General features: G+C 40.5%; 22 protein-coding genes. 6 read left to right on the forward strand and 16 right to left on the reverse strand.

The genetic code is table 11. The features are described 5' to 3' along the window. Positions 1–47: 47 nt before the first annotated feature. Positions 48–1,055 (reverse strand): D-alanine--D-alanine ligase, encoded by a 1,008-nt coding sequence (locus VCA1004_RS05740; protein WP_408646848.1) that lies wholly within the window; start codon positions 1,053–1,055, stop codon positions 48–50. Between the two features lie 150 nt (positions 1,056–1,205). Beyond that, positions 1,206–1,793 carry an SPOR domain-containing protein gene (locus VCA1004_RS05745; protein ID WP_086984350.1) on the reverse strand — a complete coding sequence of 196 codons (588 nt, stop codon included), beginning with the start codon at positions 1,791–1,793 and terminating at the stop codon, positions 1,206–1,208. A gap of 227 nt (positions 1,794–2,020) precedes the next feature. Here VCA1004_RS05745 and VCA1004_RS05750 point away from each other — a divergent pair, with 227 nt between their 5' ends. Next, positions 2,021–4,702, forward strand: coding sequence for a bifunctional acetate--CoA ligase family protein/GNAT family N-acetyltransferase (locus tag VCA1004_RS05750; RefSeq protein WP_086984349.1), 2,682 nt, complete (start codon positions 2,021–2,023; stop codon positions 4,700–4,702). A 36-nt stretch (positions 4,703–4,738) separates the two neighbouring features. On the opposite strand, the gene VCA1004_RS05755 is transcribed toward VCA1004_RS05750, so the two are convergent. Then, entirely contained in the window at positions 4,739–5,635 is an 897-nt protein-coding gene (locus VCA1004_RS05755) for a LysR family transcriptional regulator (protein ID WP_086984348.1), read from the reverse strand. A 224-nt stretch (positions 5,636–5,859) separates the two neighbouring features. Here VCA1004_RS05755 and VCA1004_RS05760 point away from each other — a divergent pair, with 224 nt between their 5' ends. Beyond that, a complete protein-coding gene (locus VCA1004_RS05760; RefSeq protein WP_086984347.1) occupies positions 5,860–8,034 on the forward strand; it encodes a TonB-dependent hemoglobin/transferrin/lactoferrin family receptor in 2,175 nt (724 codons plus the stop codon). A 667-nt stretch (positions 8,035–8,701) separates the two neighbouring features. Here the strand turns inward: VCA1004_RS05760 and galE are convergent. Next, positions 8,702–9,718, reverse strand: a complete 1,017-nt coding sequence (gene galE, locus VCA1004_RS05765) for a UDP-glucose 4-epimerase GalE (RefSeq protein ID WP_086984345.1) — start codon at positions 9,716–9,718, stop codon at positions 8,702–8,704. 131 nt (positions 9,719–9,849) lie between these two features. Here galE and VCA1004_RS05770 point away from each other — a divergent pair, with 131 nt between their 5' ends. Further along, on the forward strand, positions 9,850–10,602 hold the full coding sequence (locus VCA1004_RS05770) for a 5-oxoprolinase subunit PxpA (protein ID WP_086984344.1): 753 nt from the start codon (positions 9,850–9,852) through the stop codon (positions 10,600–10,602). Here VCA1004_RS05770 and hutW read toward each other — a convergent pair. The 5 genes from hutW to VCA1004_RS05795 all read right to left on the reverse strand — a co-directional run bounded on the left by hutW (position 10,599) and on the right by VCA1004_RS05795 (position 14,661). Further along, positions 10,599–11,987 carry a heme anaerobic degradation radical SAM methyltransferase ChuW/HutW gene (gene hutW / locus VCA1004_RS05775; RefSeq protein WP_086984343.1) on the reverse strand — a complete coding sequence of 463 codons (1,389 nt, stop codon included), beginning with the start codon at positions 11,985–11,987 and terminating at the stop codon, positions 10,599–10,601. The two genes, VCA1004_RS05770 and hutW, sit on opposite strands and share 4 nt — an antisense overlap. 110 nt (positions 11,988–12,097) lie before the next feature. Further along, positions 12,098–12,340 carry a DUF2789 domain-containing protein gene (locus tag VCA1004_RS05780; RefSeq protein WP_086984342.1) on the reverse strand — a complete coding sequence of 81 codons (243 nt, stop codon included), beginning with the start codon at positions 12,338–12,340 and terminating at the stop codon, positions 12,098–12,100. 68 nt (positions 12,341–12,408) lie between these two features. Continuing rightward, positions 12,409–12,834, reverse strand: a complete 426-nt coding sequence (locus VCA1004_RS05785) for a DUF6691 family protein (protein WP_086984341.1) — start codon at positions 12,832–12,834, stop codon at positions 12,409–12,411. 9 nt (positions 12,835–12,843) lie between these two features. Beyond that, complete coding sequence (locus VCA1004_RS05790) at positions 12,844–13,266, reverse strand: YeeE/YedE family protein (protein WP_086984340.1); 423 nt, start codon at positions 13,264–13,266, stop codon at positions 12,844–12,846. A gap of 300 nt (positions 13,267–13,566) precedes the next feature. Next, the gene (locus tag VCA1004_RS05795) at positions 13,567–14,661 is read right to left on the reverse strand and encodes a ketoacyl-ACP synthase III (protein ID WP_086984339.1); all 1,095 of its coding nucleotides are present in this window, start codon (positions 14,659–14,661) and stop codon (positions 13,567–13,569) included. Between the two features lie 118 nt (positions 14,662–14,779). Between VCA1004_RS05795 and trxC the strand changes: the two genes are divergently transcribed. Together trxC and VCA1004_RS05805 are read left to right on the forward strand one after the other, a co-directional pair. Further along, complete coding sequence (gene trxC / locus VCA1004_RS05800; RefSeq protein ID WP_086984338.1) at positions 14,780–15,214, forward strand: thioredoxin TrxC; 435 nt, start codon at positions 14,780–14,782, stop codon at positions 15,212–15,214. Between the two features lie 199 nt (positions 15,215–15,413). Further along, the gene (locus VCA1004_RS05805; protein WP_086984337.1) at positions 15,414–16,580 is read left to right on the forward strand and encodes an MFS transporter; all 1,167 of its coding nucleotides are present in this window, start codon (positions 15,414–15,416) and stop codon (positions 16,578–16,580) included. Between the two features lie 172 nt (positions 16,581–16,752). Here VCA1004_RS05805 and queE read toward each other — a convergent pair whose 3' ends face one another. Together queE and queD are read right to left on the reverse strand one after the other, a co-directional pair. Continuing rightward, on the reverse strand, positions 16,753–17,421 hold the full coding sequence (gene queE, locus VCA1004_RS05810) for a 7-carboxy-7-deazaguanine synthase QueE (protein ID WP_086984336.1): 669 nt from the start codon (positions 17,419–17,421) through the stop codon (positions 16,753–16,755). A gap of 13 nt (positions 17,422–17,434) precedes the next feature. Then, complete coding sequence (queD, locus tag VCA1004_RS05815) at positions 17,435–17,797, reverse strand: 6-carboxytetrahydropterin synthase QueD (protein WP_086984335.1); 363 nt, start codon at positions 17,795–17,797, stop codon at positions 17,435–17,437. Positions 17,798–17,936: 139 nt separating this feature from the next. Between queD and VCA1004_RS05820 the strand changes: the two genes are divergently transcribed. Beyond that, entirely contained in the window at positions 17,937–18,116 is a 180-nt protein-coding gene (locus tag VCA1004_RS05820; RefSeq protein ID WP_086984334.1) for a DUF2986 domain-containing protein, read from the forward strand. 8 nt (positions 18,117–18,124) lie between these two features. Here the strand turns inward: VCA1004_RS05820 and VCA1004_RS05825 are convergent, their stop codons facing one another. The 5 genes from VCA1004_RS05825 to VCA1004_RS05845 all read right to left on the reverse strand — a co-directional run bounded on the left by VCA1004_RS05825 (position 18,125) and on the right by VCA1004_RS05845 (position 21,450). Beyond that, entirely contained in the window at positions 18,125–18,598 is a 474-nt protein-coding gene (locus tag VCA1004_RS05825; protein ID WP_086984333.1) for a LabA-like NYN domain-containing protein, read from the reverse strand. A gap of 36 nt (positions 18,599–18,634) precedes the next feature. Next, positions 18,635–18,961 (reverse strand): divalent-cation tolerance protein CutA, encoded by a 327-nt coding sequence (gene cutA / locus VCA1004_RS05830; protein WP_086984332.1) that lies wholly within the window; start codon positions 18,959–18,961, stop codon positions 18,635–18,637. Between the two features lie 38 nt (positions 18,962–18,999). Continuing rightward, on the reverse strand, positions 19,000–20,697 hold the full coding sequence (locus VCA1004_RS05835) for an SgrR family transcriptional regulator (protein ID WP_086984331.1): 1,698 nt from the start codon (positions 20,695–20,697) through the stop codon (positions 19,000–19,002). A gap of 100 nt (positions 20,698–20,797) precedes the next feature. Then, positions 20,798–21,031, reverse strand: coding sequence for a DUF3389 family protein (locus VCA1004_RS05840; RefSeq protein ID WP_086984330.1), 234 nt, complete (start codon positions 21,029–21,031; stop codon positions 20,798–20,800). Then, a complete protein-coding gene (locus VCA1004_RS05845) occupies positions 21,028–21,450 on the reverse strand; it encodes a hotdog fold thioesterase (protein WP_232012641.1) in 423 nt (140 codons plus the stop codon). Before VCA1004_RS05845 ends, VCA1004_RS05840 begins: the two co-directional genes overlap by 4 nt. Between the last annotated feature and the right edge of the window lie 159 nt (positions 21,451–21,609).

Here is a 21,609-nt window from a genome sequence, read left to right on the forward strand (position 1 = left end):
ATACCAATCGCACTGATTATTTGAGTATCTAATTAGTGTGGTTGGTATTATGCGTGGTTTTCTAAACTGGCTTTAATTGAGCTGGCTAAAAACTCACTAAATTGATGACCGTTATGTTCCATTAATTTCGGGAACATAGAGATCGGCGTCATTCCTGGGAAGGTGTTGACTTCATTTAAGTAAATATCCCCTTCTTCAGTTAAGAAAAAGTCAATACGAGATAAGTTTTTCAAGTTCATGTGAACAAAGACTTTTCTTGAGTATTCTTCAATACAAGCCAGTTGTTCATTTGTTAGCCCTTCTGCTTCTAGCACCGTTGAAGAGTGGCTCTCAGCGCTGTACTTTTCATCGTAGGTGTAAAACACGCCTTCAGGAGCAATCACTTCACCAGGCTTGGTAATAATCAACTCGCCATTTAACTCATAAGCGGCCACTTCCAATTCTCTTGGTTTTACTGATTTTTCAATCAGCACTTGATCAGAATAACCAAAAGCTGAGGAGATTGCGGTGGCTAACTCTTCTTTCTTTGTGACACTGTAACAGCCAACGGACGACCCTTGGCGCGCAGCTTTGACAAATACTTTCCCCCAAAGATCAAACGCTTGTTCAGCGAGAGAAATGGATTGTTGGTTATTTTCAGTCAAGAAACGGTATGGAGTATTGGGAATATTAAGTGCGTCGTACCAAAGCTTAGAGGTGATTTTATTAAAGCTATTGGAGCTCGCTTCTGGACCACAACCTAAATAAGGAATATTGGCCATTTCGAATAAAGATTGAATGTCCCCTGTCTCTCCTGGAAAACCATGAATACAAGGCACAACAAAATCAATTGTTTGGGCAGGGAAATGATCGCCTTTTAAACAAGAGCGAGCTATATCAAGTTCTACTTTTTCCCCTGTTGAGGCAAACCAAGCTTCTGGTTTTATCTCCACTTTAATCACTTTAAATTCTGGTGTGAGTCCCAGTTGTTGTTCTAAGTACTTTGCTGATACCAGTGACACTTCATGCTCAGATGAACCACCACCACATAATAATAAAATATTTTTCATCTTCATATCGACGCTGCTTTTAAATCGTTAACGCAATTCCTTTAATAATAATGCTTTATTCATTTAAAGGTAGTCTTAAATAGCGTTAATCGAGTGAATTGGCATAAAAAAGGAGTGCGCGGCACCCCTTTGTTGATTTTCTATTCACTTTTTCAATTATGGTAATTTTTTCAATGTTGGAAAATCTGAATTGGTAATGGAATCAACGCTTTTTACGAATGGTCCCATATTTTGATAGCGAGCAGGTAATCGCATGATGGCATCTTTTGCTTCTTGAGAGGTTTTGAAGTCTCCAAATAGTAAGGTGTGCCATTGTTTGTTATTAACGGTTTTGACATTTTCCCATTTAGGTTGGTTTTCTGGTAAATCAGTCGCCGTTTGTAACAGGTTTTTTTGATTCTCTACCGCAATAACTTGTACTAAAAAGTGCCCTGATTGAGGCTGCGTTGCTTCTTTGTTGTTAGGGTAAAAAACCTTTACTGTCGATTCTGAGGACTCTGCGGTGGCTGGACTTAGCTTCACCACTTTCTTATCCACCTCTCCTTTTTTAGCGGTTTGTGCTTTTGTTACTGATTGAACGTCTTGCTCTAATGGCGCAGTGCTGAGCTCAGTGAGCGGTTGTGGTACATCATCGGTTTTATATGATTCTTGATAAGTTTCCATCGCCACTTCACCGTCATAATCAGAGGATGAACACGCGGCTAAAAATAGTGCTGAAAGAGAGATAATTGCTATTTTCTTCATAATAAGGCCAAAGTGTTTAAAGTCTTTCTACATCATGCCTTTGCACTTGCTGAATATCAAGATGAATGAAATTGATAAGGTAAGATGTTTGTCAATATATTCGAAGTGTTCAATATTTGTAGCGGTAGATCACACCTAGATATAGATTCAAAGATGTTCATTGTGGTTTTGATTAAAATATCCTAAGCACCTTTATCACTCGCGCCTTAATCACTCATGGTGGAAGTATGTTGACTCTGAATAAATTATTAAAGCCAAGCTCCATTGCAGTCATCGGCGCCTCACAACGCCCTTTTCGTGCCGGTTCTATCGTCATGCAAAATTTGCTCAATGGTGGTTTCCAAGGAGTGATTATGCCGGTGACACCAAAATATAAATCCGTCAATGGTGTCTTAGCTTATTCTCAGGTTGAACACCTTCCTTTAATTCCGGATCTTGCTATTGTGTGTACTAATGCAAAACACAATAAATTGATCATTCAACAACTTGCCAATAAAGGTGTCGGCGCTGTTATTATCATATCTGCGGATATGTACCAATCAAATGATGACTCTCGCCTTAGTTTAGATGATGAGTGCCTTGCGATTGCGCACAAAGCGGGAATGAGAATTTTAGGCTCCAATAGCCTCGGTATTATCTTACCTTGGATCAACCTCAATGCATCCTTAGCCCCAGTCTCTGCTTCCAAGGGCAATATTGCCTTTATCTCTCAATCAGCTGCGGTCTGTACCACCATTTTAGATTGGGCCAGTGATAAAGACATTGGATTCTCCAGTTTTATATCGTTAGGTAATGCTATCGATATCGATTTTCCTGAATTACTAGATACCTTATCAGTCGATAGTAAAACCTCGGCCATATTATTGTATGTAGACTCAATTAAAGATGCCCGAATGTTTATGTCTGCAGCCCGGAGTGCGTCACGCAATCGACGAATATTGGTACTTAAATCAGGGCGAAGTGCCGAAGGACAACACGCGGTGTCTTTACATACTCGAGGTAATCAAAGTATTGATATCATTTATGATTCAGCAATAAAGCGCTCAGGTATGTTGCGAGTAAATAACACTCATGAACTGTTTGCGGCTTTAGAAACATTAACGCACTCGGTGCCACTTAGAGGCGAACGTTTAGCCATCATAACCAATGGCGGTGGCCCTGGTGTCATGGCGGTGGATGAATTAATCCAACGCGGTGGCAAATTAGCGACATTAACGGAAGACACCAAAACAAAACTTGATCTTATTTTACCGGCCAGTTGGTCCCAAAGTAACCCTATCGACTTAGTGGGTGATGCCGACAGTCAACGCTATGCGGATGTGATGAATGTCTTATTTGATAGTGAGAACGTGGATGCCATCTTAATTATGCACAGCCCTTCGGCAATTTCTCATCCTACACACACTGCGCAAGCGGTCATTGACGTTATCCAATCACACCCTAAAAGTAACCATTTTAATATATTGACGAATTGGTCTGGAGAATTGACCGCAAAAGAAGCGCGCGGTTTATTTACCAAAGCGGGAATCCCGACCTATCGAACCCCAGAGGGTGCGGTCGGAGCTTATATGCACTTAGTGGAATATCGCCGCAATCAAAAGCAACTCATGGAAACCCCATCCTCTGTTGAATTGCGCAATCCAGAACAATTAGCTCAAGCTAAGCAATGGATCATTCAACATATAGACGATGACACATGCTTTTTTGAATCTCATCAAATATCTGGTTTATTAAAAAGTTACAACGTCTCGGTATTACCGACCTGGTTGGCTTCTGATGCCAGTGAAGCGGTTCATATTAGTGAAAAAATTGGTTACCCAGTGGCAATCAAATTGCGTTCCCCTGATATCATTCGCAAATCGGAAGTACAAGGTGTCATGCTCAATTTGCGTAATGCTGTTGAAGTTGCCAATGCCACTCAAGCTATCATGGATCGAACCTCACTTCGTTACCCTTCCGCTTTAATTCACGGTGTCTCGGTACAAAAAATGGCAAATCGTGCCGGTTCACAAGAATTGCGAATTCGAATTGAAACTGACCCTATTTTTGGGCCTGTTATTATGTTGGGTCAAGGTGGTACAGAGTGGGATGTTACCGAAGATGCTTCCGTTGCGTTGCTTCCTTTGAATATGGCATTGGCACGCTATTTAGTGATACGAGCCATGCGTGTAGGGAAATTGCGATTAGAACAACTCCCTAACCCTATTGATACCATTGCATTGTGTCGATTATTAGTGCGCTTATCTCAAATGATGGTTGATAACCCAGAAATCCTCAGCCTTGATCTTCACCCTTTATTAGCGGCTGACGATGAATTTACGGTCATCGATGCCCGCTTAGAATTAAAAGCCAAATTAGGTATCAAACGACAACGATTGGCGATAAAACCCTATCCTGTAGAACATGAGCAATCTGTCAGCTTAAAAAATGCCACCCGTTGCTTATTGCGCCCGGTTTTACCAGAAGATGAAGAAAAAATGGCCTCTTTCATCACTCAAGTTTCACGTGAAGATCTTTATAAACGTTTCTTTTCTGAAGTGGGTGAATTTAATCATGAAGCGTTAGCCAATCTTACTCAGATTGATTTTGACCGCGAGATGGCCTTCGTGGCTGTGGAGAGAGACTCATCAAATACAGAAACGATTATTGGCGTGGCCAGAGTCATTGCCGATCCGAGTAATTTTGATGCTGAATTTTCCATTTTAATTCGTTCCGATCTTAAAGGTATGGGCTTAGGTCGAATACTAATGGAGAAGCTGATCGCTTATAGTAAAAGCAAAGGTACGGTTCAACTCAGTGGTATCACCATGCCTTCCAATAAAGGCATGGTGCAATTAGCGAAGAAACTGAATTTTAAAACGGACATTCATTTTGAAGATAACATTGTGGAGATGTTACTCATTTTGTAACGTGGTACAAAAATCGACGCCAATATCCTCCAAACGCTAACTCAAATAATCGTGTGTCCAATGTTTTTTCAGATATTGGATACACCAAGACTTTGCTTTGCCCATTTTGTTGCGTCGCCAAGCAATGATGATTTCCATCGGTTGATCGTACGTACCTGCTATTTTTTTTAATCGTCCTTTTTCAATTAAAGGCTTCGCAACATTTTCCGGCATCGTCCCGATCCCTAAACCTGCACATAACGCATCTACTTTCGCATTAAAATTACTAACGGTTAGTCTTGGTTGCTCGTCGAGTAAATTTTTCGTTAGTGTTGGTGAGGTTCTTGCGGTATCGGCGACAACAATGGCACGGTATTTAATTCGCGATTGCTGATCAAAATCTGCAGTTCTTTTGTGTACGATATGCTCCGGTGAAGCCACCCAGATCATGTTCAGCTTACCTAATGAGTCAACTTTAACATCAATCGGTAAATGTTCTGGTTTAGGACAAATAAGAATATCTGCCCTGTCATAAGATAACGCTTCCCAGTTACCTGCCAGTGTTTCTTCTTGAAGCTTTAAGCGGGTTTTCGATTGCTCTTCAAGTTGCTTGAGAAGTGGAAAAAATGTGTGAATGGGAATTAAACAGTCGTAAGCAATGGTAATATCCAGCTCCCAGCCATGGGCCAAAATATTCGCATCGGACACTAATTCATTCGATGCTGCGATTAAGGCACGCCCCCTATCAAGAATAAACTGTCCAGCTTGCGTAAACACCGCTTTATGTCCAGAACGATCAAAAATGACCAAATCCAAATCTTGTTCCAGTTTTTGTACTTGATAACTAAGAGATGACGGGGCTCGATTCAGTTCTTGTGCCGCCGCGGCAAAGCTTCCTCGTCGTGCAATGGCATCTAACACATGTAATGCTTCTAGAGTGATGCTGCTGTTCAAAATATATCCTTTCATTAAACTTTTTGTGATCAAGATCTACTTTTTTTACTTTAGTTGGAACTATTCAATATCTTAAAATTTCATGTAACTTATTGTTTATAAAAATATATCGATAAAATCAGTGCCATTTAAAACCAAATAAACGCAATTATAAATGATAGTTATTATCATTCTTATTTATTAGAATACCATCCGAACTCACCTTTTGGGAATGGAATAACTATATGCAACGTCACAATTTAAAGCCAACCTTATTGGCATTTAGTATTGCAATTACTTTAGCCCCTACCACTCAAGCCGCACAGGAGCTAACCGCTTTACAAGAAGTCGTGGTATCGGCAACGCGTACTGAGCAAGAAGTCAAAGATGTTTCGTCTTCTGTTGCGTCGGTTTCTGCACAGTCAATGGAATCTCAAATTGCTTCTGATCCTCAACAAGCTCTGAAGTATACACCTGGTGTCGAGGTACAAGGTCAAGGACGTTTTGGGATTTCAGATTATAACATCCGTGGTACTGATGGGGATAAAATCAAGGTTATGGTGGATGGGGTTGAACAACCAACACCTTATAATCCAGGTGCGACCGAACAACGCCATTACCCAGGTACCATTGAAGTCGATACTCTCACCGCTATTGAAGTGAATAAAGGCCCCTCTTCTACGCTTTACGGCTCAGATGCTTTAGGTGGTGCCGTGTTGTTTAAAACCAAAGATCCTGATGATGTTTTGGTGACCGAGGGTAATGAAAATCGCTTCGGTATCAAGTCTAGTTATACTTCTGCAGATGAAACCTTTAAAAACACCGCGACCTGGGCAATGCGCCATGATGACCTCGAAACCTTATTAATTCTTACTTATGCCGATGGTCATGAAACAGAAACACATAGCTCGGGTGCCGATGTCGACGGTTCGGAACGTGGCGCTGCCGATCCAGCGGACAAAGAAATTGGCAACGTGCTTGGTAAAATGTATTACCGCATTAATGATAACCATCGCGTTGGTCTAGTCGTGGAATATTATCAACGTAATTATGATGAGCAAGAGCTGCATTATAATGGAAACAGTATTTCATACCCAGGGATGGGAACCGTGATTACATACTCTGATAATTACAATAAAGATGATGTCAATCGTCTACGTGTTGGAGTGAACCACGAGTGGACGATGCAAAGTGCTATTGCTGATAGCCTTAACTGGTCACTTAATTATCAACAAAGTGATTCAGAATACAAAAACTACGACACGACAACAGGAATGATGGGCTCAGGTGAGCGTATGCGTTACCGTGATGCCAGTGATGACTTAATTCAATTTGATGCTCAATTTGACAAGTTGGCTGAATTTGCCAATAGCTACCATCAATTCACTTATGGCTTAAGCTACAGCAATGACAAATTTGCTCTAGATAATACTGATTACAAATACGACCTTGGCACTGTGACTGCGGGTAGCACCGGGATTCCGGATGCCACGTTACAAAAATGGGGCTTATTCTTCCAAGATCAGGCGTTCTTATTGGATGAAACTTTAGTTCTCACCGCCGGTGTTCGTTATGATGGATTCAAGACCACACCTGAAACCGACGAACAATTTGATACGGATTATCCTTCTAATAGTGAAGATGCGGTAACAGGTAAATTGGGTGCGGTTTATCATATTTCAGAAAACTTCAGCACATTTGCACAAATCAGCCAAGGCTTTAAAGCTCCAAGCGTTTATGACCTTTATTATTACTATAACCAAGGGGCAATTTTTGAGCCAAATCCAAATTTGAAAGCGGAAAAAAGTTTAGCTTACGAATTTGGGTTTAGAGGTTATAGCAATGTCGGTCAGTTTGAAGTGAGTGCGTTTTATAATGATTACTCTGATTTCATTGATAGCAGCAAAGTGGGCACTCAAGATGGCAAAGATGTGTACACAACCGAGAATATTTCCAATGCCGAAATCTATGGTATTGAATTTGCTTCAACCGTAAATCTAGATGCGGCCTTTAATGCGCCACGTGGTTTGTACTCTAAATTCTCAGTGGCTTACGCTGAAGGCCGTGATAAAGATTCAGATGAACACCTAGATTCAGTCGCACCTTTAACCGGAGTGGCCGGTATTGGGTATGACAGCGTAGATCGTATTTATGGTGGTTTAGTCAATGTTACTATGGTGGCAAGTAAAGATAACTGGTCTGATGATAGTGTTGACGATGTGGCAGGTTATACCATCGTTGATCTGACCGCATATTATCGTCCAATCAACGATCTGACTTTACGTGCGGGCTTATTTAATGCCTTTGATAAAAAATACTGGGTCTATTCTGATATGGAGTCCGGTTATTCCGCTGCAAGTAAAGATTTCTACTCTCAACCAGGACGTAACTGGGGTGTGAGCTTAGATTATCAATTCTAATCGCCCTTTTTGGGGATAACGTTTTTCAGTGATATAACGCTTCTCACTGATATAACATTTTTCATTAGTGTAAAGCCACAGGTGTTGCATCTGTGGCTTTTTTATACCAATTACACTGATTAGATGTTCAGAAATTAACTAGGAAAAAGGCTTGAGAACAAGGCTTGAGAACAAGGCAGAAATTTTCGATAAGTAGGTCATTTTACAATCTAAATTTATAACACAGTTATCGAGCCTTTTAACAAGTAAGAATGAGCAAATAATTAGTACAATTGGTATTATTTTATAGATAAACAAAAAGCCAGCACAATGGCTGACTTTGAATACGTCTATTTACTTATTTTATATAAGGGTTATAAAAAATTTATATAAACAAATAGCCTATGATTTCTTTGACATCGACATTTCATGTTTCACCATAACCGCACTCGCTACGATAAAAGCAATGATCAGAACTAATGACATTGACATAATTTCCCCTAGATTTTTTATTGACCAAATAGCAGTCTCAATTGAAATCGAGGGTATTATAGCCAATATTGTTATCAAAATGTATACAATTTTGCCTTTAATGCGATCTATTTATCAGTATGTGTGATATAAAAAGAGCTGACATTTAGCCAGCTCTTTTTAGAGTTTGAATAAATTAACCGCTACTGCAAATAACTTAAGATTGAGGATAACCAAGTGGATTATTTGACTGCCAACGCCAAGTGTCTTCGGTCATTTGTTCTAGGCTACGTGACGCTTTCCATTTGAGTTCTTGCTCGGCTTTAGCTGGGTTTGCCCAACATTCTGCAATATCACCTGGACGGCGATCAACAATTTTATACGCTACTTTTTGGCCTGAGGCTTTTTCAAAAGCGACCACCATCTCAAGTACACTGTTACCTTTCCCTGTACCCAAATTATAAATATGTAAACCTTGTTTACTACCAACATGGTTAAGTGCGGCTAAATGCCCATCGGCTAAATCCATCACATGAATATAATCACGGACGCCTGTGCCGTCTTTAGTCGGGTAATCGCCCCCAAAGACAGATAAAAACTCACGACGCCCTACGGCAACTTGAGCCACGAATGGCATTAAGTTATTGGGGATGCCTTGAGGGTCTTCACCAAGCTCACCTGATGGATGAGACCCCACAGGATTAAAGTAACGTAATAAAGTAATGCTCCAGTCAGGATTGGCCTTTTGGAAATCGGTTAAGCATTCTTCTACAATTAATTTACTGCGACCGTATGGATTGGTCGCACTGGTTGGAAAGTCTTCTAAAATAGGCACAGAGGCCGGATCACCATAAACCGTTGCCGATGAACTAAACACCATCGATTTCACACCGGCATCACGCATCGCATCAACCAGAACCAAAGTGCCATGAACATTATTATCGTAATATTCTAATGGTTTTTCTACCGATTCGCCGACCGCTTTTAAACCTGCAAAGTGAATGACAGATTGAATATCATATTGAGCAAAAACCTGTGCAAGTGCCTGTTTGTCTCGAATGTCACCTTCGATAAATATAGGACGAACGCCTGAGACCTTTTCAATGCGATCAAGAACCGTTGGCTTACTGTTATATAAGTTATCAAAAATGATCGGGGTCATTCCTGACTCAATCATTTGAATACAAGTATGACTCCCAATGTAACCCATACCGCCAGTGACTAAAACAAACATAACGTTCCTCAAATTAACTCAATATTTTTAAACTGGACTTACCATACAATATTGACGCTTGTAGATACACCCTTCTAATGCCAATATTATTAAGTGAAATAAAAACTTAAACGAAATAGCGACGAAATAAAATGACTCTTGAAACCATTAAAATGAAACTCAACTGTGACATGGGTGAAAGCTTTGGTCATTGGACGATGGGCAAAGATGAAGCAGTGATCCCCTATATCCACATGGCGAATATTGCATGCGGATTTCATGCTGCAGATCCGGATGTGATGGCGAAAACGATCCAGTTGGCCGTAAAACATAACGTCAGTATTGGAGCTCATCCTTCCTATCAAGATTTATTGGGCTTTGGCCGTCGCTCAATTTCCCATACACCTGAACAAATCTCCCATTTAATCAGTTATCAAATTGGTGCCATACAAAGTTTAGCGCAGTTTTATGATACCCAAGTAGATTACATTAAGCCTCATGGAGCTTTATACAATGACATGATGAGTAATGCTGATATTTTTGAAGCGATTGTTCAAGCCGTAATGCCAACCGGGCTTCCTTTGATGGTATTGGCCAAAAAAGACAATACGGCTTATTTAGATATCGCTGATGAATACGATGTTCCTTTATTATTTGAAGCTTTTGCTGACCGAGCTTATAAAGATGATGGTTCACTCCTACCTCGTCAACATCCTAATTCGGTACATCACAACGCTGAAGATATCTTTTATCAAGCAATGCAATTAGCCAATTTTGGTACGGTGACCACCATCAAAGGTCATACATTAGAATTACAAGCGGATACCCTATGCGTTCATGGGGATAATCAAGAATCTATTGCCGTTGTTAAACGTATTTACCAAGCCTTGAGCAATAATAATTAAACCGCAGTATCACACTCAGTCACATTAAGTATATCAATGCTATGCCGCTGTAACACAGAGTGAGCCGTCAGCTTCGGAATAATTTCTTGTAGACTGGTTAACAAGTGACTTGCCCAAAAACGTCCTTCATTGGTTAAGCGTACAAGCGTAGAGTCTGATTGAATAATATTGCATTGCTGCCATTGTGATAATAACGGTGTTAATTTTTCAGCAAAAGGAGTAATTTCCCCGAGGTCAATTCGACCTTGTTCAATCCCAGCTTGCAATTGATGATGCCAAAAGCTTTGCTTACCTAAGGATTTAGTCATCATCATGATCGGCTTCTCTCCTTGGCTTACCGCTTCAATGTATTGCGTTAAGTTACGTTGTAGCATGTAAGAATAACCATTGATTGAACCGCCAGCACCAGAGCCAAATGCCAAGCAATCAGCTCCTTGTTTAATTAATAAATTATAGAGATTACGCTCTCGAGTTGTACGCGCAAAATGGCTGTTACTGATCATTTGCCAACCGGCCTTATCCAAGACATCACACCCTTGCAAATAGAATGCTTTGCTTTGTTCATGCGAAGGTATCTGAACTCGACCATTGGTGACCGCTTTACCTAAAGCGGTGCTTGGCAAAACATTGAGAGCATAAAGATCGACTCCATCCAAGCCGATATCTTGAATAATTTGTAAATCGCGATGCCAAGATTCGATGGTCTGGTTGGGTAATCCAAATAACAAATCACACACCACGGCCGCTTGATCGCGCGCCACGACACTCTGCATGAATGTTTGTGCTTCTTCACCGGTTGAGGTTCTTGCTAAGCGCTTACGAATCTTAGAATCAAAGGTTTGAATACCAACAGAGAAGCGGTTTGCCCCAGCATCAATGCAACTGTCCACTTTATCTTGAGAAAAGTTAAGTACTCGCCCCTCTATCGTAATTTCACAATCGGGGGTCACGGGTAACACTTGTCGTAGCGTTGTGATAATTCGAAATAATTGGGTAGCGCTCAAGGCAGTTGGCGTACCGCCACCAAAATAAATGGCATGGATAGGCGCACTAGAATATAAAGGATTCTCAGCTTCAGAGGTGATCTCATTAATTAGCGCTTCCACATAATGTTCACTTAAAGAGTCGGTAAATTTATTTTGATAAAATCCACAAAAGGTACAATGGGTTTCACAAAAAGGAATATGGACATACACCAGTCTTTTTTGAGGGGCTGCTTGTGCTTGAGGAGTATTAAGTAACTGTAACCAACAGCTTGCTACTTCACTGGAATCAACGGGTAATGAACTACGCCAAGGCATAGTAGCGTGTCTTTTTTGAAATCGATGCCCTGTTTCAGAAGCAAGATATGGACTGATATCAATAATGTCATTGTGCTTTAGCATAAGAAACCCCCAAAAAGTAATGATAATAATTATCATTACTTTTATTAAAGGTGTCTATTTATGAAAGTCCAATGAAGTAAAAACTCACCATTAAATTGACTGTGATCAATTTAGTGAACGGAACGTAATAGATTATCCAACTGATCAACAACTTCTACCCAATCAGCATCGTCTTCTTTGGCTTCTTTGAGAAAGGCTGCTTGAGAAGGATTCCAAAAGTCTGCCTTATGTATGGGTAACGTATGATCGATTTTTTGTGAGTAACAGCGAATAAACTCTTGGATTTCAGCTTGTGAACTCGGTAACCCCAGTTGTTCAAATAAGCTTGTTAAGGTGTGTTGATGCAATTCCATGATACCTCCTGCTGGATGACTCTCATCATTGATGCGCTGGTGACAATCGTAACTTAAGTATAGAGCACTTATTGAGGCTTATTCTGGATCGCTCCCATGATTTTCATGCCTATTATCATTGCGACAATAAATCCCAATAAACTGATATTGAAGCTTGAAATCGATGCTAACGCTGGGCCTGGGCATATTCCGGCTATTCCCCACCCGGCACCAAATAAACTTGCCCCTATGATTAATTGCTTATCGATAGTTCGTTTAAGGTTAAGACTTAATTCGCTGTTATCTAAGGCTTGAGTTCTTTTCTTGATCACAAAATGATAAATCGGGGCAAACACACATAAAGCCCCTCCCATCACAAACGCTAAATCTACTTTCCATGCTCCTGCCACATCTAAAAAAGCAATCACTTTATCTGGGTCAACCATCCCCGATATGACCATACCGGCGCCAAACAACAATCCTGATAATAACGGGATAAAAGCAAAGTTTTTCATTTGAACCCCCTATAAAACATGCAAACGCACAAATACCACCAAAGCTGCAACAAGCATAAAAATGAGAGTAGCGATGATAGAGCGTAATGAAAAACGGCCAATTCCGCAAATCCCGTGACCACTAGTACAACCATTACCAAGCTTAGTCCCTAGACCGACGAGTAAACCCGCTATCATCATAGTAAACAGAGAACTTGAATACTGTGTCGGAATGGCAGAGAGCTCAGGTTGAATAACAGCGTTAACAAGCGCGCCACCAACGATCAATCCAAATAAAAACTGAACCCGCCACCGCTTATCTGTTGAATGTTGAGTAATTGCGCCATTTAGAATGCCACTGATGCCCGCGATTTTACCTTTAAAAAGTAACAATAGTGCCGCGGAGACACCAAGTAACATCCCCCCTAATAAGGCATGCCATGGAATCATCATTTTTACCTCATACGTTTAAGGTTATTTATTGCGCACAATATATTAGATTAACCTGAATTAGTAAATACTAATTCAATGGTTATGAGTATTTTTAAAAGTGATCGAACCCATTTGATGATATGAGGAGATTTTTAACTTATGACAATGTCACAACAATTCAGCATCGAAAATTATGTCATGACTAATGGAAAGGAGAATATTCAATTATTGCGATAAAAATTAAAAGCGATAAAAAAGGCCACAACATGAGTCATGTTATGGCCATTAGTTATGAAATGTTAATCTTTAAAACACAATCACTTATGATTTGTTATGGGCTTTACAGTGAGCAATAGCTTCTTCTAGCAGTTGTAGCGCTGACTTATCACAAGGTGCAAGTTCAGCGGTTTGTGCTTCCAATGGAGTAACCCGCTCGCCCCATTTAATCATTCCGGCTCCCCAAGTTAGACCGGCGCCAAAAGCGGCAACGAGAATATTTTGGTTTGGCTTGATGAAACCTTGTTCTACCGCTTCACATAAGGCAATGGGCATAGTCGCCGCTGAGGTATTGCCGTATTTTTGAATATTTACAAAGGCTTTATCTTGTGGAATGCCTGCAAAATCACACAAGGTTTGAATAATACGAATATTGGCTTGGTGAGGAACCACACAATCAATGTCATCTTTGGTCAACCCTGAGCGTTCCAACACATTTTGAGTCGCGGCAGTCATGCCTTTTACTGCACGTTTAAAGATATCACGGCCAACAAATTCAAAGCTCCAATGGCCATTATCAGCATCAAAGCGATCCATCCCAGTACCAAATTTTGGAATGGCTAAAATATCACGGCCTTCCGCATCACAGCCTAAAGAAGCTTGTTGTAAACCGACAGGTTGTTCTTGCTCACGGCGGGTTAATACGACCGCGCCAGCACCATCACCAAATAAAACCGCCGTGTCTCGTTGTGTCCAGTTTAGATAAAATGATAAATGCTCAGCACCAATCACAATAGCATTGCGATAATTACCTGCTTGAATCAGTCGAGTCGCCGTTTCAAGAGCATATAAAAAACCAGTACAAGCGGCATTCAAATCAAATGCCGCCGCCACTTGAATACCAAGGTTGCTTTGTACTTTAGAAGCGATATTTGGAATTAACGTATCTGGAGAACAAGTTGCCACGATAACGCAATCGATCTCATCTGCGGTTACCCCGGCGGCTTGCATGGCATTTTTAGCTGCAACAGTGGCAAGATCTGAGGTCTCAACATGGCTAATTCTGCGGCTTTCGATACCCGTGCGGCTTCGAATCCATTCATCAGAGGTTTCCAAAAATGTACTTAAATCATCATTGGTCAATACAGCAGGCGGCACACATTTGCCCCAGCCAGTAATTTCAGCGTATACATTGGCCATAGAATTACCTTATAAATTTGTTATTTTTGTTTATTTTTAACATCCAATTAGTATACGATAATTAACACAAAACTGATATGCTGGTTTGACCTGTTTATCACTATAAACTAGAATGGTTATGTCTACTTTTATTTCACTTTGCCCACAATGTGGCGGAAAAAACAAAGTGCCGTATGCACGTCTTTCTGATAAAGCCACTTGTGGTCGTTGTCAGTCGCCTCTTTTCGATGGTAAGCCGGTCACTGCAACCTCTGACAACTTTTCCGCTTTGTTAACTAGTGAGTTGCCTATTATCGTTGATTTTTGGGCTCCCTGGTGTAATCCGTGTGTGGGATTTGCCCCTATTTTTGAAGAGATAGCGGCAGAATTTACCGGCCAAGCTCGATTTGTAAAAATAGATACCGAATCGCAACAAGAATTAGCAGCAATGTATCAAATTCGTAGCATTCCAACCATCATGGTCTTTAAAGCTGGAAAAAGAGTGGATTCATTGAATGGTGCCTTACCAAAAGGTCAATTTTTACAATGGTTAAATCAAGCTTTGCTTAAATAGTCTTCCCTACAAAATCCCCTATTAAGTAGTCTAAAATGCTAATATTTAGACTACTTGAGTCACTCAATTAACACTTTTCACTATAATCGATTTTATTTATCGTAAAATCAAAAAAAACTCGTTTTACTTCATCTGATATAAGCCCCATATTCGCCGCAAATCCCCTCATTAAATTATCGATTACTAAACCTTGTGGAGTATGGCGGTGAACGACGTACCTTTAGCTTCATCCAAATCATCATTTATAATCCCTGTTGCAGCATTGTCTTTATATGCTGTCGCTTCAGGCTATTTGATGAGTTTGATCCCATTAATGCTTAACCAATACGGTTTAAGCACGGATGCAGCAAGTTGGTTAGCGAGTGCCTTTTATGCCGGTTTGCTATTAGGTGCAATGTTTATCGAACCAATTGTTGCCAAGGTTGGTCATCAAAAATCATTTATTATCTTTTTAGTGCTATTTTCATTAACCGTTGTCAGCATGCCACTGGTACCAACGCTTGAAGCATGGCTATTCACACGCTTTATTGCTGGTATTGCGGTAGCGGGTATTTTCGTAGTAGTAGAATCTTGGCTACTCATCGGTGAAGAAAAAACACGTGCCAAACGTTTAGGTTTGTACATGGCGGCCTTATACGGCGGCGGAACCTTAGGTCAATTAGGTATTGGCTTGTTTTCGATGGACAGTGAATGGCCATTTGTCAGCATTTTAGTCTTGCTTGTCATTAGTACCTTGATTCTTTGTTTTGGTCGCTGCCAACAACCAGCAGCTGAAAATCATGTGGCTTTAAATGTCAAACAAGTTCTCAAAATGAACAAAGCTGCAGTGATTGGTTGTATGGTTTCTGGCCTGTTAATTGGTTCAATTTATGGCTTAATGCCGTTAGAGCTACATGATAGAAATGTATCAACATCATCGATTGGAAGCTTGATGGCGCTATTGGTGATGGGTGCCATGCTGGTACAACCATTGGTCTCATGGTCTAGCCAATTTATGGGTAAAAAGCTATTAATGGGCCTATTTTGTTTATTAGGTGTATTTGCGATTGGTCTAACAACATTAAGCTCAAGTTTGGTTGTTTTAGCGGTAAGCTTAGTCTTATTAGGTATGGCGGCATTCGCTATCTATCCTCTTGCGATTAGCTTAGGTTGTGATGGCTTAGAAGAAAGCTATATTGTATCAGCCACTCAAGTCATGTTACTGGCTTATAGCGTTGGTTCGGTACTCGGCCCAGTAGCAGCACAAAGCTGGATGAATAATCCTGAAGGTCTGATTGGCTTTTTGTTTATGATTCTATTAGCCACATCGCTTTATATGTTTGCAATGAGCGTGAAACGCAAATCTCACATGGTTGCAGGCAAATAAGTGCTCTAAGACAATACTTTCCCTTTTCTTTCTAAGATAAGAAATAAAGAGTGTATAGATAGATCAGCGTAATGCTGATCTATTTTATCGCATCACTATTAGTTATAGTGCACTATGTTGATAAAAAGAAGGCTCATTGAAGAGCCTTACAACATCATACTGTCTTTAATCGTTATGCAATGTTTAAGTATTTATGCGTTTGGATAGATAACCGCCAGTTTCGCTGAATGCATACTTCCATACAAAGCTCAGTTGCTCGTGGCTTTTGGCTAATAGGTTGTAATGCGATATTGGATTTAGACTCACAGCCAGCGCGCAACAGTAAAGCATCTAGCTGATCAATGTCTTTTTGCGTACCTACTGGGTGCTTGATTTCATTTGCTCGCTGCAAAGCCGAGTCAAGCACCTCTAATTTACCTTTCATAGCAATTTTAGGTGACACTGTCACCCATGTAGACTCTGAACATTGAATCGGCGACGTACCACTGGTCTCAATCTGACATTGACAACCTAGTGCTTCAAAGGCTTCAGTCAAAGGACGCAAATCATAAATACAAGGTTCGCCCCCGGTAATGACAATGTGTTTAGCGGTATAATGTTGCGTTTGATATAGCGTAATAATGTCATCAACACTAGATTGGCACCAACTTGGGCTATCACCTTGTTTAACTATAATATCCTGCAATGACGTTTGATCATGCTCTTCAGCTGTCCACGTCTGCTTTGTATCGCACCAAGCGCATCCAACAGGACACACTTGAAGACGAATAAACACCGCCGGCACCCCAGTATAGATCCCCTCACCTTGAATGGTTTGGAATATTTCATTGACCTTATACATAGAATATTCGCCTTTATTGACCTTGGTAGAGACAGCCTGCTGTACAGGTTTCCTTGATTTCTACTTTACTCAATTGTGGTAGTAGTGGTTTGACTTTGTCCCAAATCCATTTAGCCAATACTTCACTCGTTGGGTTTTCTAACCCTGGGATATCATTAAGATAATAATGATCGAGTTGGTCATAAATCGGTGCAAAGACTTTCTTTACATCACCAAAATCAATGATCCAACCCGTCGTTGAATCCACCTCACCTTGAATATATAAGCGAACAAAGAATGAATGACCATGCAGACGTCCACATTTATGCCCTTCTGGAACGTTAGGTAAATGGTGTGCTGCTTCAAAAATGAAATCTTTGTAAATCTCGCAAGTCATGATAATTCGAGCCTTGATAAAAATGGGACTCGAATATATAGAACAAAATTCTGAATGAAAAGGGGTGAATGCGTAAATAGATCAACATAATGCATTTTGTTTGCTATGATGCGCCACTATTTTCCACGTGAGATTGATGATGAACCGTAAGAAAAAAATTAATTCGATTTTAAAGAAGCGCTTAAAAAAGCAAAATTCGAAACTTCACACCTCTAACAAACCCAAATATATCTCTAAAGCAGAAAGAGAAAAAATGGCATTAGAGGCGCAAGAGTCCGCTTTAACCTCTGATGATGTAACCTTGCCAGAGGAAAAATAATCAACGCCCTACAATAACAAAGCCCCATCAATCGATATGTATTCATCGGCGGATTCAATTAATGAGTTCGCCGTTAATCCGGGTACGCCATACACTTCGACTTTTTTTCCATATTTTTGCTGGATGCGCTGAGCTAACAAATCAAAATCGCCATCACCAGAAGCAATAACAATCACATCCGATATTTCAGCTAATTCAATAGCATCTAAAGCAATGCCGACATCCCAATCCCCTTTGGCCGAGCCATCTTGTCTTTGGATAAACGGTTTCAGTTTTACGTCAAAACCAATACCACGCAAAATATTATGAAACTGCTTTTGTTTCTCATCACTACGCGCGATGGCATAAGCATTAGCCTTAATTAAACGACGATCTTTTAACACATGAGCCCAAAAAGCATTGTAATTAAAGTGGCGTTGGTATTGGTCTCGGGTGGTGTAATAAATATTTTGCACATCCACTAAAATGGAAACAGTCTGCATATCAAATTCTACTTAGTTTAAATTATCGAGGTGGCTTTATGAGTGGCTGCTGGACTGTATCCATTGCAAATACTCAGGAAATCCCGTTTCAATGGGCAACATGATGATTTGTGGCACTTGATAAGAATGATGCTCTAAAATAACCTTTTCAACTTCGGCATAATGTCGATGCAAAATTTTAATGATCAACAAAGATTCTTGATCTTGATTCACTTCACCTTGCCATTGGTAATAGCTTGTTATTGGCATCACTTGAATACAAGCCGCTAACTTAGCTTGTAATAACGCATTGATGATGTTCTGGCGACATTCTTCTTCATTGGTGGTCGATAAAACGATCGCATACCCTTCTTGAGTTTCCATCTTCATTCTCCCCCTGATTTCTTATTAGTGTAGAGTGATTATTCTGGTTTCACCCAGACCTGGCTAAAATCAAACCAACCTAAAGCGTTACAGCTCGCATTTTGTAACGACCCGCACTGTTCTTGACTCACTCCTAGCCAACAGTGGAACATCGGAATTAATTGATAACTTTGAACTAATTGTTTTGCCAACTCTTTTGCAGGGAACACTTGATTAGGTTGAGAACGCCAATCAGATACCATCGACTTCCATTGGGCAAAATTTTCAGGTGTGCTCATGATATCAATATCGCTATATCCTAATAGCCAGCCCGACAAAGCATCTTTACGATTATTGGCCAGCCCCATTGGTTTTAACCAAAGATCAATCTCATCAGGATTATCTATGGTTAGCTCGTACTTCACAGTTTTAACACCAATATTATCTTCTTTTAATAATGCTTTAATTGCTTGAATAACATAAGGAAATAAAGGGTGCATGCCATGATAAGCGATGGTTAATGCCTTTTTCGTTTCTTGCGCGCTCTCAGGGGGCCTTGGGTTTGTTTCGAGCATCCCACTATGGTGCCAGCCTGGTTTTAAACCATGAGCATGCAACAAACCTAGCTCAATCACCTTTTGATCGGGAATTTTTCTGAGCAGCGCAAAAGGATTTAATTTTTGTGCCAGATAATGTGCCCATTGATCATCTTGACCAAGGCCGCTACGACGATTCAGTAAGAGATAAGTACAACCGGGATCAAGCTCCACATCGGTAAATTGCCCTTCCGAGGTAATATTATTCGGATGGGTTAAGCTAGGATAAACCATCGAAGAATGCGCTTCATCAATGACCCACACTTCCACTCTTTCAATTAAAGGTCGATAACCAAAATAATGTTCAAACGCTTCCAACACTAGCCGCGCATTATCATTTCGAACGACTTTATATGGCCCGGTTCCATTGGGTGTAAGATCAAAACTTTCTTCATCTACTGTCGCTTGGATAATCTTGGCGGGTGTTTCCGTCAGTAAGAGAGGTAAATAGTAATCGTCTTGAGTTAAAAAGATATCTAAGGTGTTATTTGAGGGTGAATCAACCTGCTCAATGTGCTCAAACAGTGTCCATTTTTTCAGTTTTAGAATGCTGTGAATAATATCAAGCATCGTCAGGCGGTCACCATTATGAAATCGAACGCCTGAACGCAAATAAAAGCGCCAGTGCGTAGGTGATAGCATTTCCCAGTGATGTGCAAGATCAGGCTGCACCGTTTCTTGCTCATCTAATCGGGTTAAACCACTGAAAATTTGACGTATGATATGTTGCTCAGAACGGCGTGTAGGCTTATGAGGGTTTAAAGTGGCAAGTTGGCGATAATAAGGCAAACGTATGACTTGTTGCCCTTCTAAATGGCTAAACCCCAGATAACCTTGAAACACTTGTGTCAGGCGTGCGGGGTCGTTATCTAAGACCGCCAAAGCATGTTCAATTTTACCTTCCTCTAAGTAACGTTTCGCTAGATTTTCACTGACATCGGCCTTATTTCGTTTAAAAACCAAGCGGGACAATTTTCCGCGTCCCGCCGCAGGGATCCATTCTATCCAGCCTTCTTCTGCCAGTTTATTCAAAACAATCCGTGTATTACGGCGCGTACAACATAATACATCGGTGAGTTCCTCGAGCTGGATAGCGCAATCTTCACCTTGGAAATGTTCAAATAGACGTTCAAATTGTGTGCGTAAACGTGGGCTACTCATTAAAGGGGAAACTCAACTATAAAAAGGTAAGAAGTAATTTCCTATTTTAGCAGCTTTACTAAGAGAAATCTTGCCAACAGCTTGTGATTAATATCATGATTTATTGAATCGCAATGCCTAAAAATTCGGCTAGTTGTTGTATTTGTTGCTCATTGTCGAGCGGTAAAGACCATTGGCATTGCATATCATGAGCAGTCACGACATTGGCACCGCGTCCGATGAGCTGTATCGCATCCACTTGGGCTTGCAAGCTGACACCGGGAAGGGAATGAAATCGCACCACAATATCATGAAGATTGGCAATGATTTTGCCTTGGCTGAAGGTGATGATCATTTCCGCTTTTTCACCGCCATGGTGATCCGACTGGTACAAAGCAGACGTTGCTCTTCATCAACAATTTCAATTTGCCAAACTTGAGTCGAGACACCAATATGGATAGGCCAAGTAGTGCCAGTGACAACGCCATTTCTTTTCGCGCGAATATGATTAGCATTGATATCAAGCCCCACACAATAAGCGTTTTCATCCACACACATATTTGCTGCCAGCGAGCCGAGCGTTTCCGCGAGAACCACTGATGCCCCACCATGCAACAATCCCATCGGTTGATGCGTAATATTGGAAACCGGCATAGTGGCAGAAAGGGTATTGTCGGTTATCGCGACATATTCAATATTCAAATGCTCCATCAAGGTATTTTTTGAGGTTGCATTTAAACTTTCTAACGTGACATCTTTTTTCCAGATCATAATGGCCTTATTGATGTGATTAAACGAATGGTTAACATATTCTCATCTGCCATGATTGCAAGCAAGAATGAACAGATAATTCGTGTGATTGATAATATAATGATGAATAACCAATAAGGGATTGTATAAGGTTCTCAATGTCTAGCTCAATACATATACCAT

The organism is Vibrio aphrogenes, assembly GCF_002157735.2.
In the GTDB taxonomy this organism is placed as follows: domain Bacteria; phylum Pseudomonadota; class Gammaproteobacteria; order Enterobacterales; family Vibrionaceae; genus Vibrio; species Vibrio aphrogenes.

Excerpts from the sequence above, each read along its gene's own strand:
- VCA1004_RS05785 (WP_086984341.1), bottom strand. The coding sequence starts at position 12,834 with ATGAAAAACTTTGCTTTTATCCCGTTATTATCAGGATTGTTGTTTGGC.
- VCA1004_RS05760 (WP_086984347.1), top strand. The coding sequence starts at position 5,860 with ATGCAACGTCACAATTTAAAGCCAACCTTATTGGCATTTAGTATTGCA.
- VCA1004_RS05780 (WP_086984342.1), bottom strand. The coding sequence starts at position 12,340 with ATGGAATTGCATCAACACACCTTAACAAGCTTATTTGAACAACTGGGG.
- VCA1004_RS05805 (WP_086984337.1), top strand. The coding sequence starts at position 15,414 with ATGGCGGTGAACGACGTACCTTTAGCTTCATCCAAATCATCATTTATA.
- VCA1004_RS05795 (WP_086984339.1), bottom strand. The coding sequence starts at position 14,661 with ATGGCCAATGTATACGCTGAAATTACTGGCTGGGGCAAATGTGTGCCG.
- VCA1004_RS05840 (WP_086984330.1), bottom strand. The coding sequence starts at position 21,031 with ATGATCATCACCTTCAGCCAAGGCAAAATCATTGCCAATCTTCATGAT.
- galE (WP_086984345.1), bottom strand. The coding sequence starts at position 9,718 with ATGTTTGTTTTAGTCACTGGCGGTATGGGTTACATTGGGAGTCATACT.
- VCA1004_RS05740 (WP_408646848.1), bottom strand. The coding sequence starts at position 1,055 with ATGAAGATGAAAAATATTTTATTATTATGTGGTGGTGGTTCATCTGAG.
- queD (WP_086984335.1), bottom strand. The coding sequence starts at position 17,797 with ATGACTTGCGAGATTTACAAAGATTTCATTTTTGAAGCAGCACACCAT.
- trxC (WP_086984338.1), top strand. The coding sequence starts at position 14,780 with ATGTCTACTTTTATTTCACTTTGCCCACAATGTGGCGGAAAAAACAAA.
- VCA1004_RS05790 (WP_086984340.1), bottom strand. The coding sequence starts at position 13,266 with ATGATGATTCCATGGCATGCCTTATTAGGGGGGATGTTACTTGGTGTC.
- VCA1004_RS05745 (WP_086984350.1), bottom strand. The coding sequence starts at position 1,793 with ATGAAGAAAATAGCAATTATCTCTCTTTCAGCACTATTTTTAGCCGCG.
- queE (WP_086984336.1), bottom strand. The coding sequence starts at position 17,421 with ATGTATAAGGTCAATGAAATATTCCAAACCATTCAAGGTGAGGGGATC.
- VCA1004_RS05835 (WP_086984331.1), bottom strand. The coding sequence starts at position 20,697 with ATGAGTAGCCCACGTTTACGCACACAATTTGAACGTCTATTTGAACAT.
- VCA1004_RS05825 (WP_086984333.1), bottom strand. The coding sequence starts at position 18,598 with ATGCAGACTGTTTCCATTTTAGTGGATGTGCAAAATATTTATTACACC.
- VCA1004_RS05770 (WP_086984344.1), top strand. The coding sequence starts at position 9,850 with ATGACTCTTGAAACCATTAAAATGAAACTCAACTGTGACATGGGTGAA.
- cutA (WP_086984332.1), bottom strand. The coding sequence starts at position 18,961 with ATGGAAACTCAAGAAGGGTATGCGATCGTTTTATCGACCACCAATGAA.
- VCA1004_RS05820 (WP_086984334.1), top strand. The coding sequence starts at position 17,937 with ATGAACCGTAAGAAAAAAATTAATTCGATTTTAAAGAAGCGCTTAAAA.
- hutW (WP_086984343.1), bottom strand. The coding sequence starts at position 11,987 with ATGCTAAAGCACAATGACATTATTGATATCAGTCCATATCTTGCTTCT.
- VCA1004_RS05750 (WP_086984349.1), top strand. The coding sequence starts at position 2,021 with ATGTTGACTCTGAATAAATTATTAAAGCCAAGCTCCATTGCAGTCATC.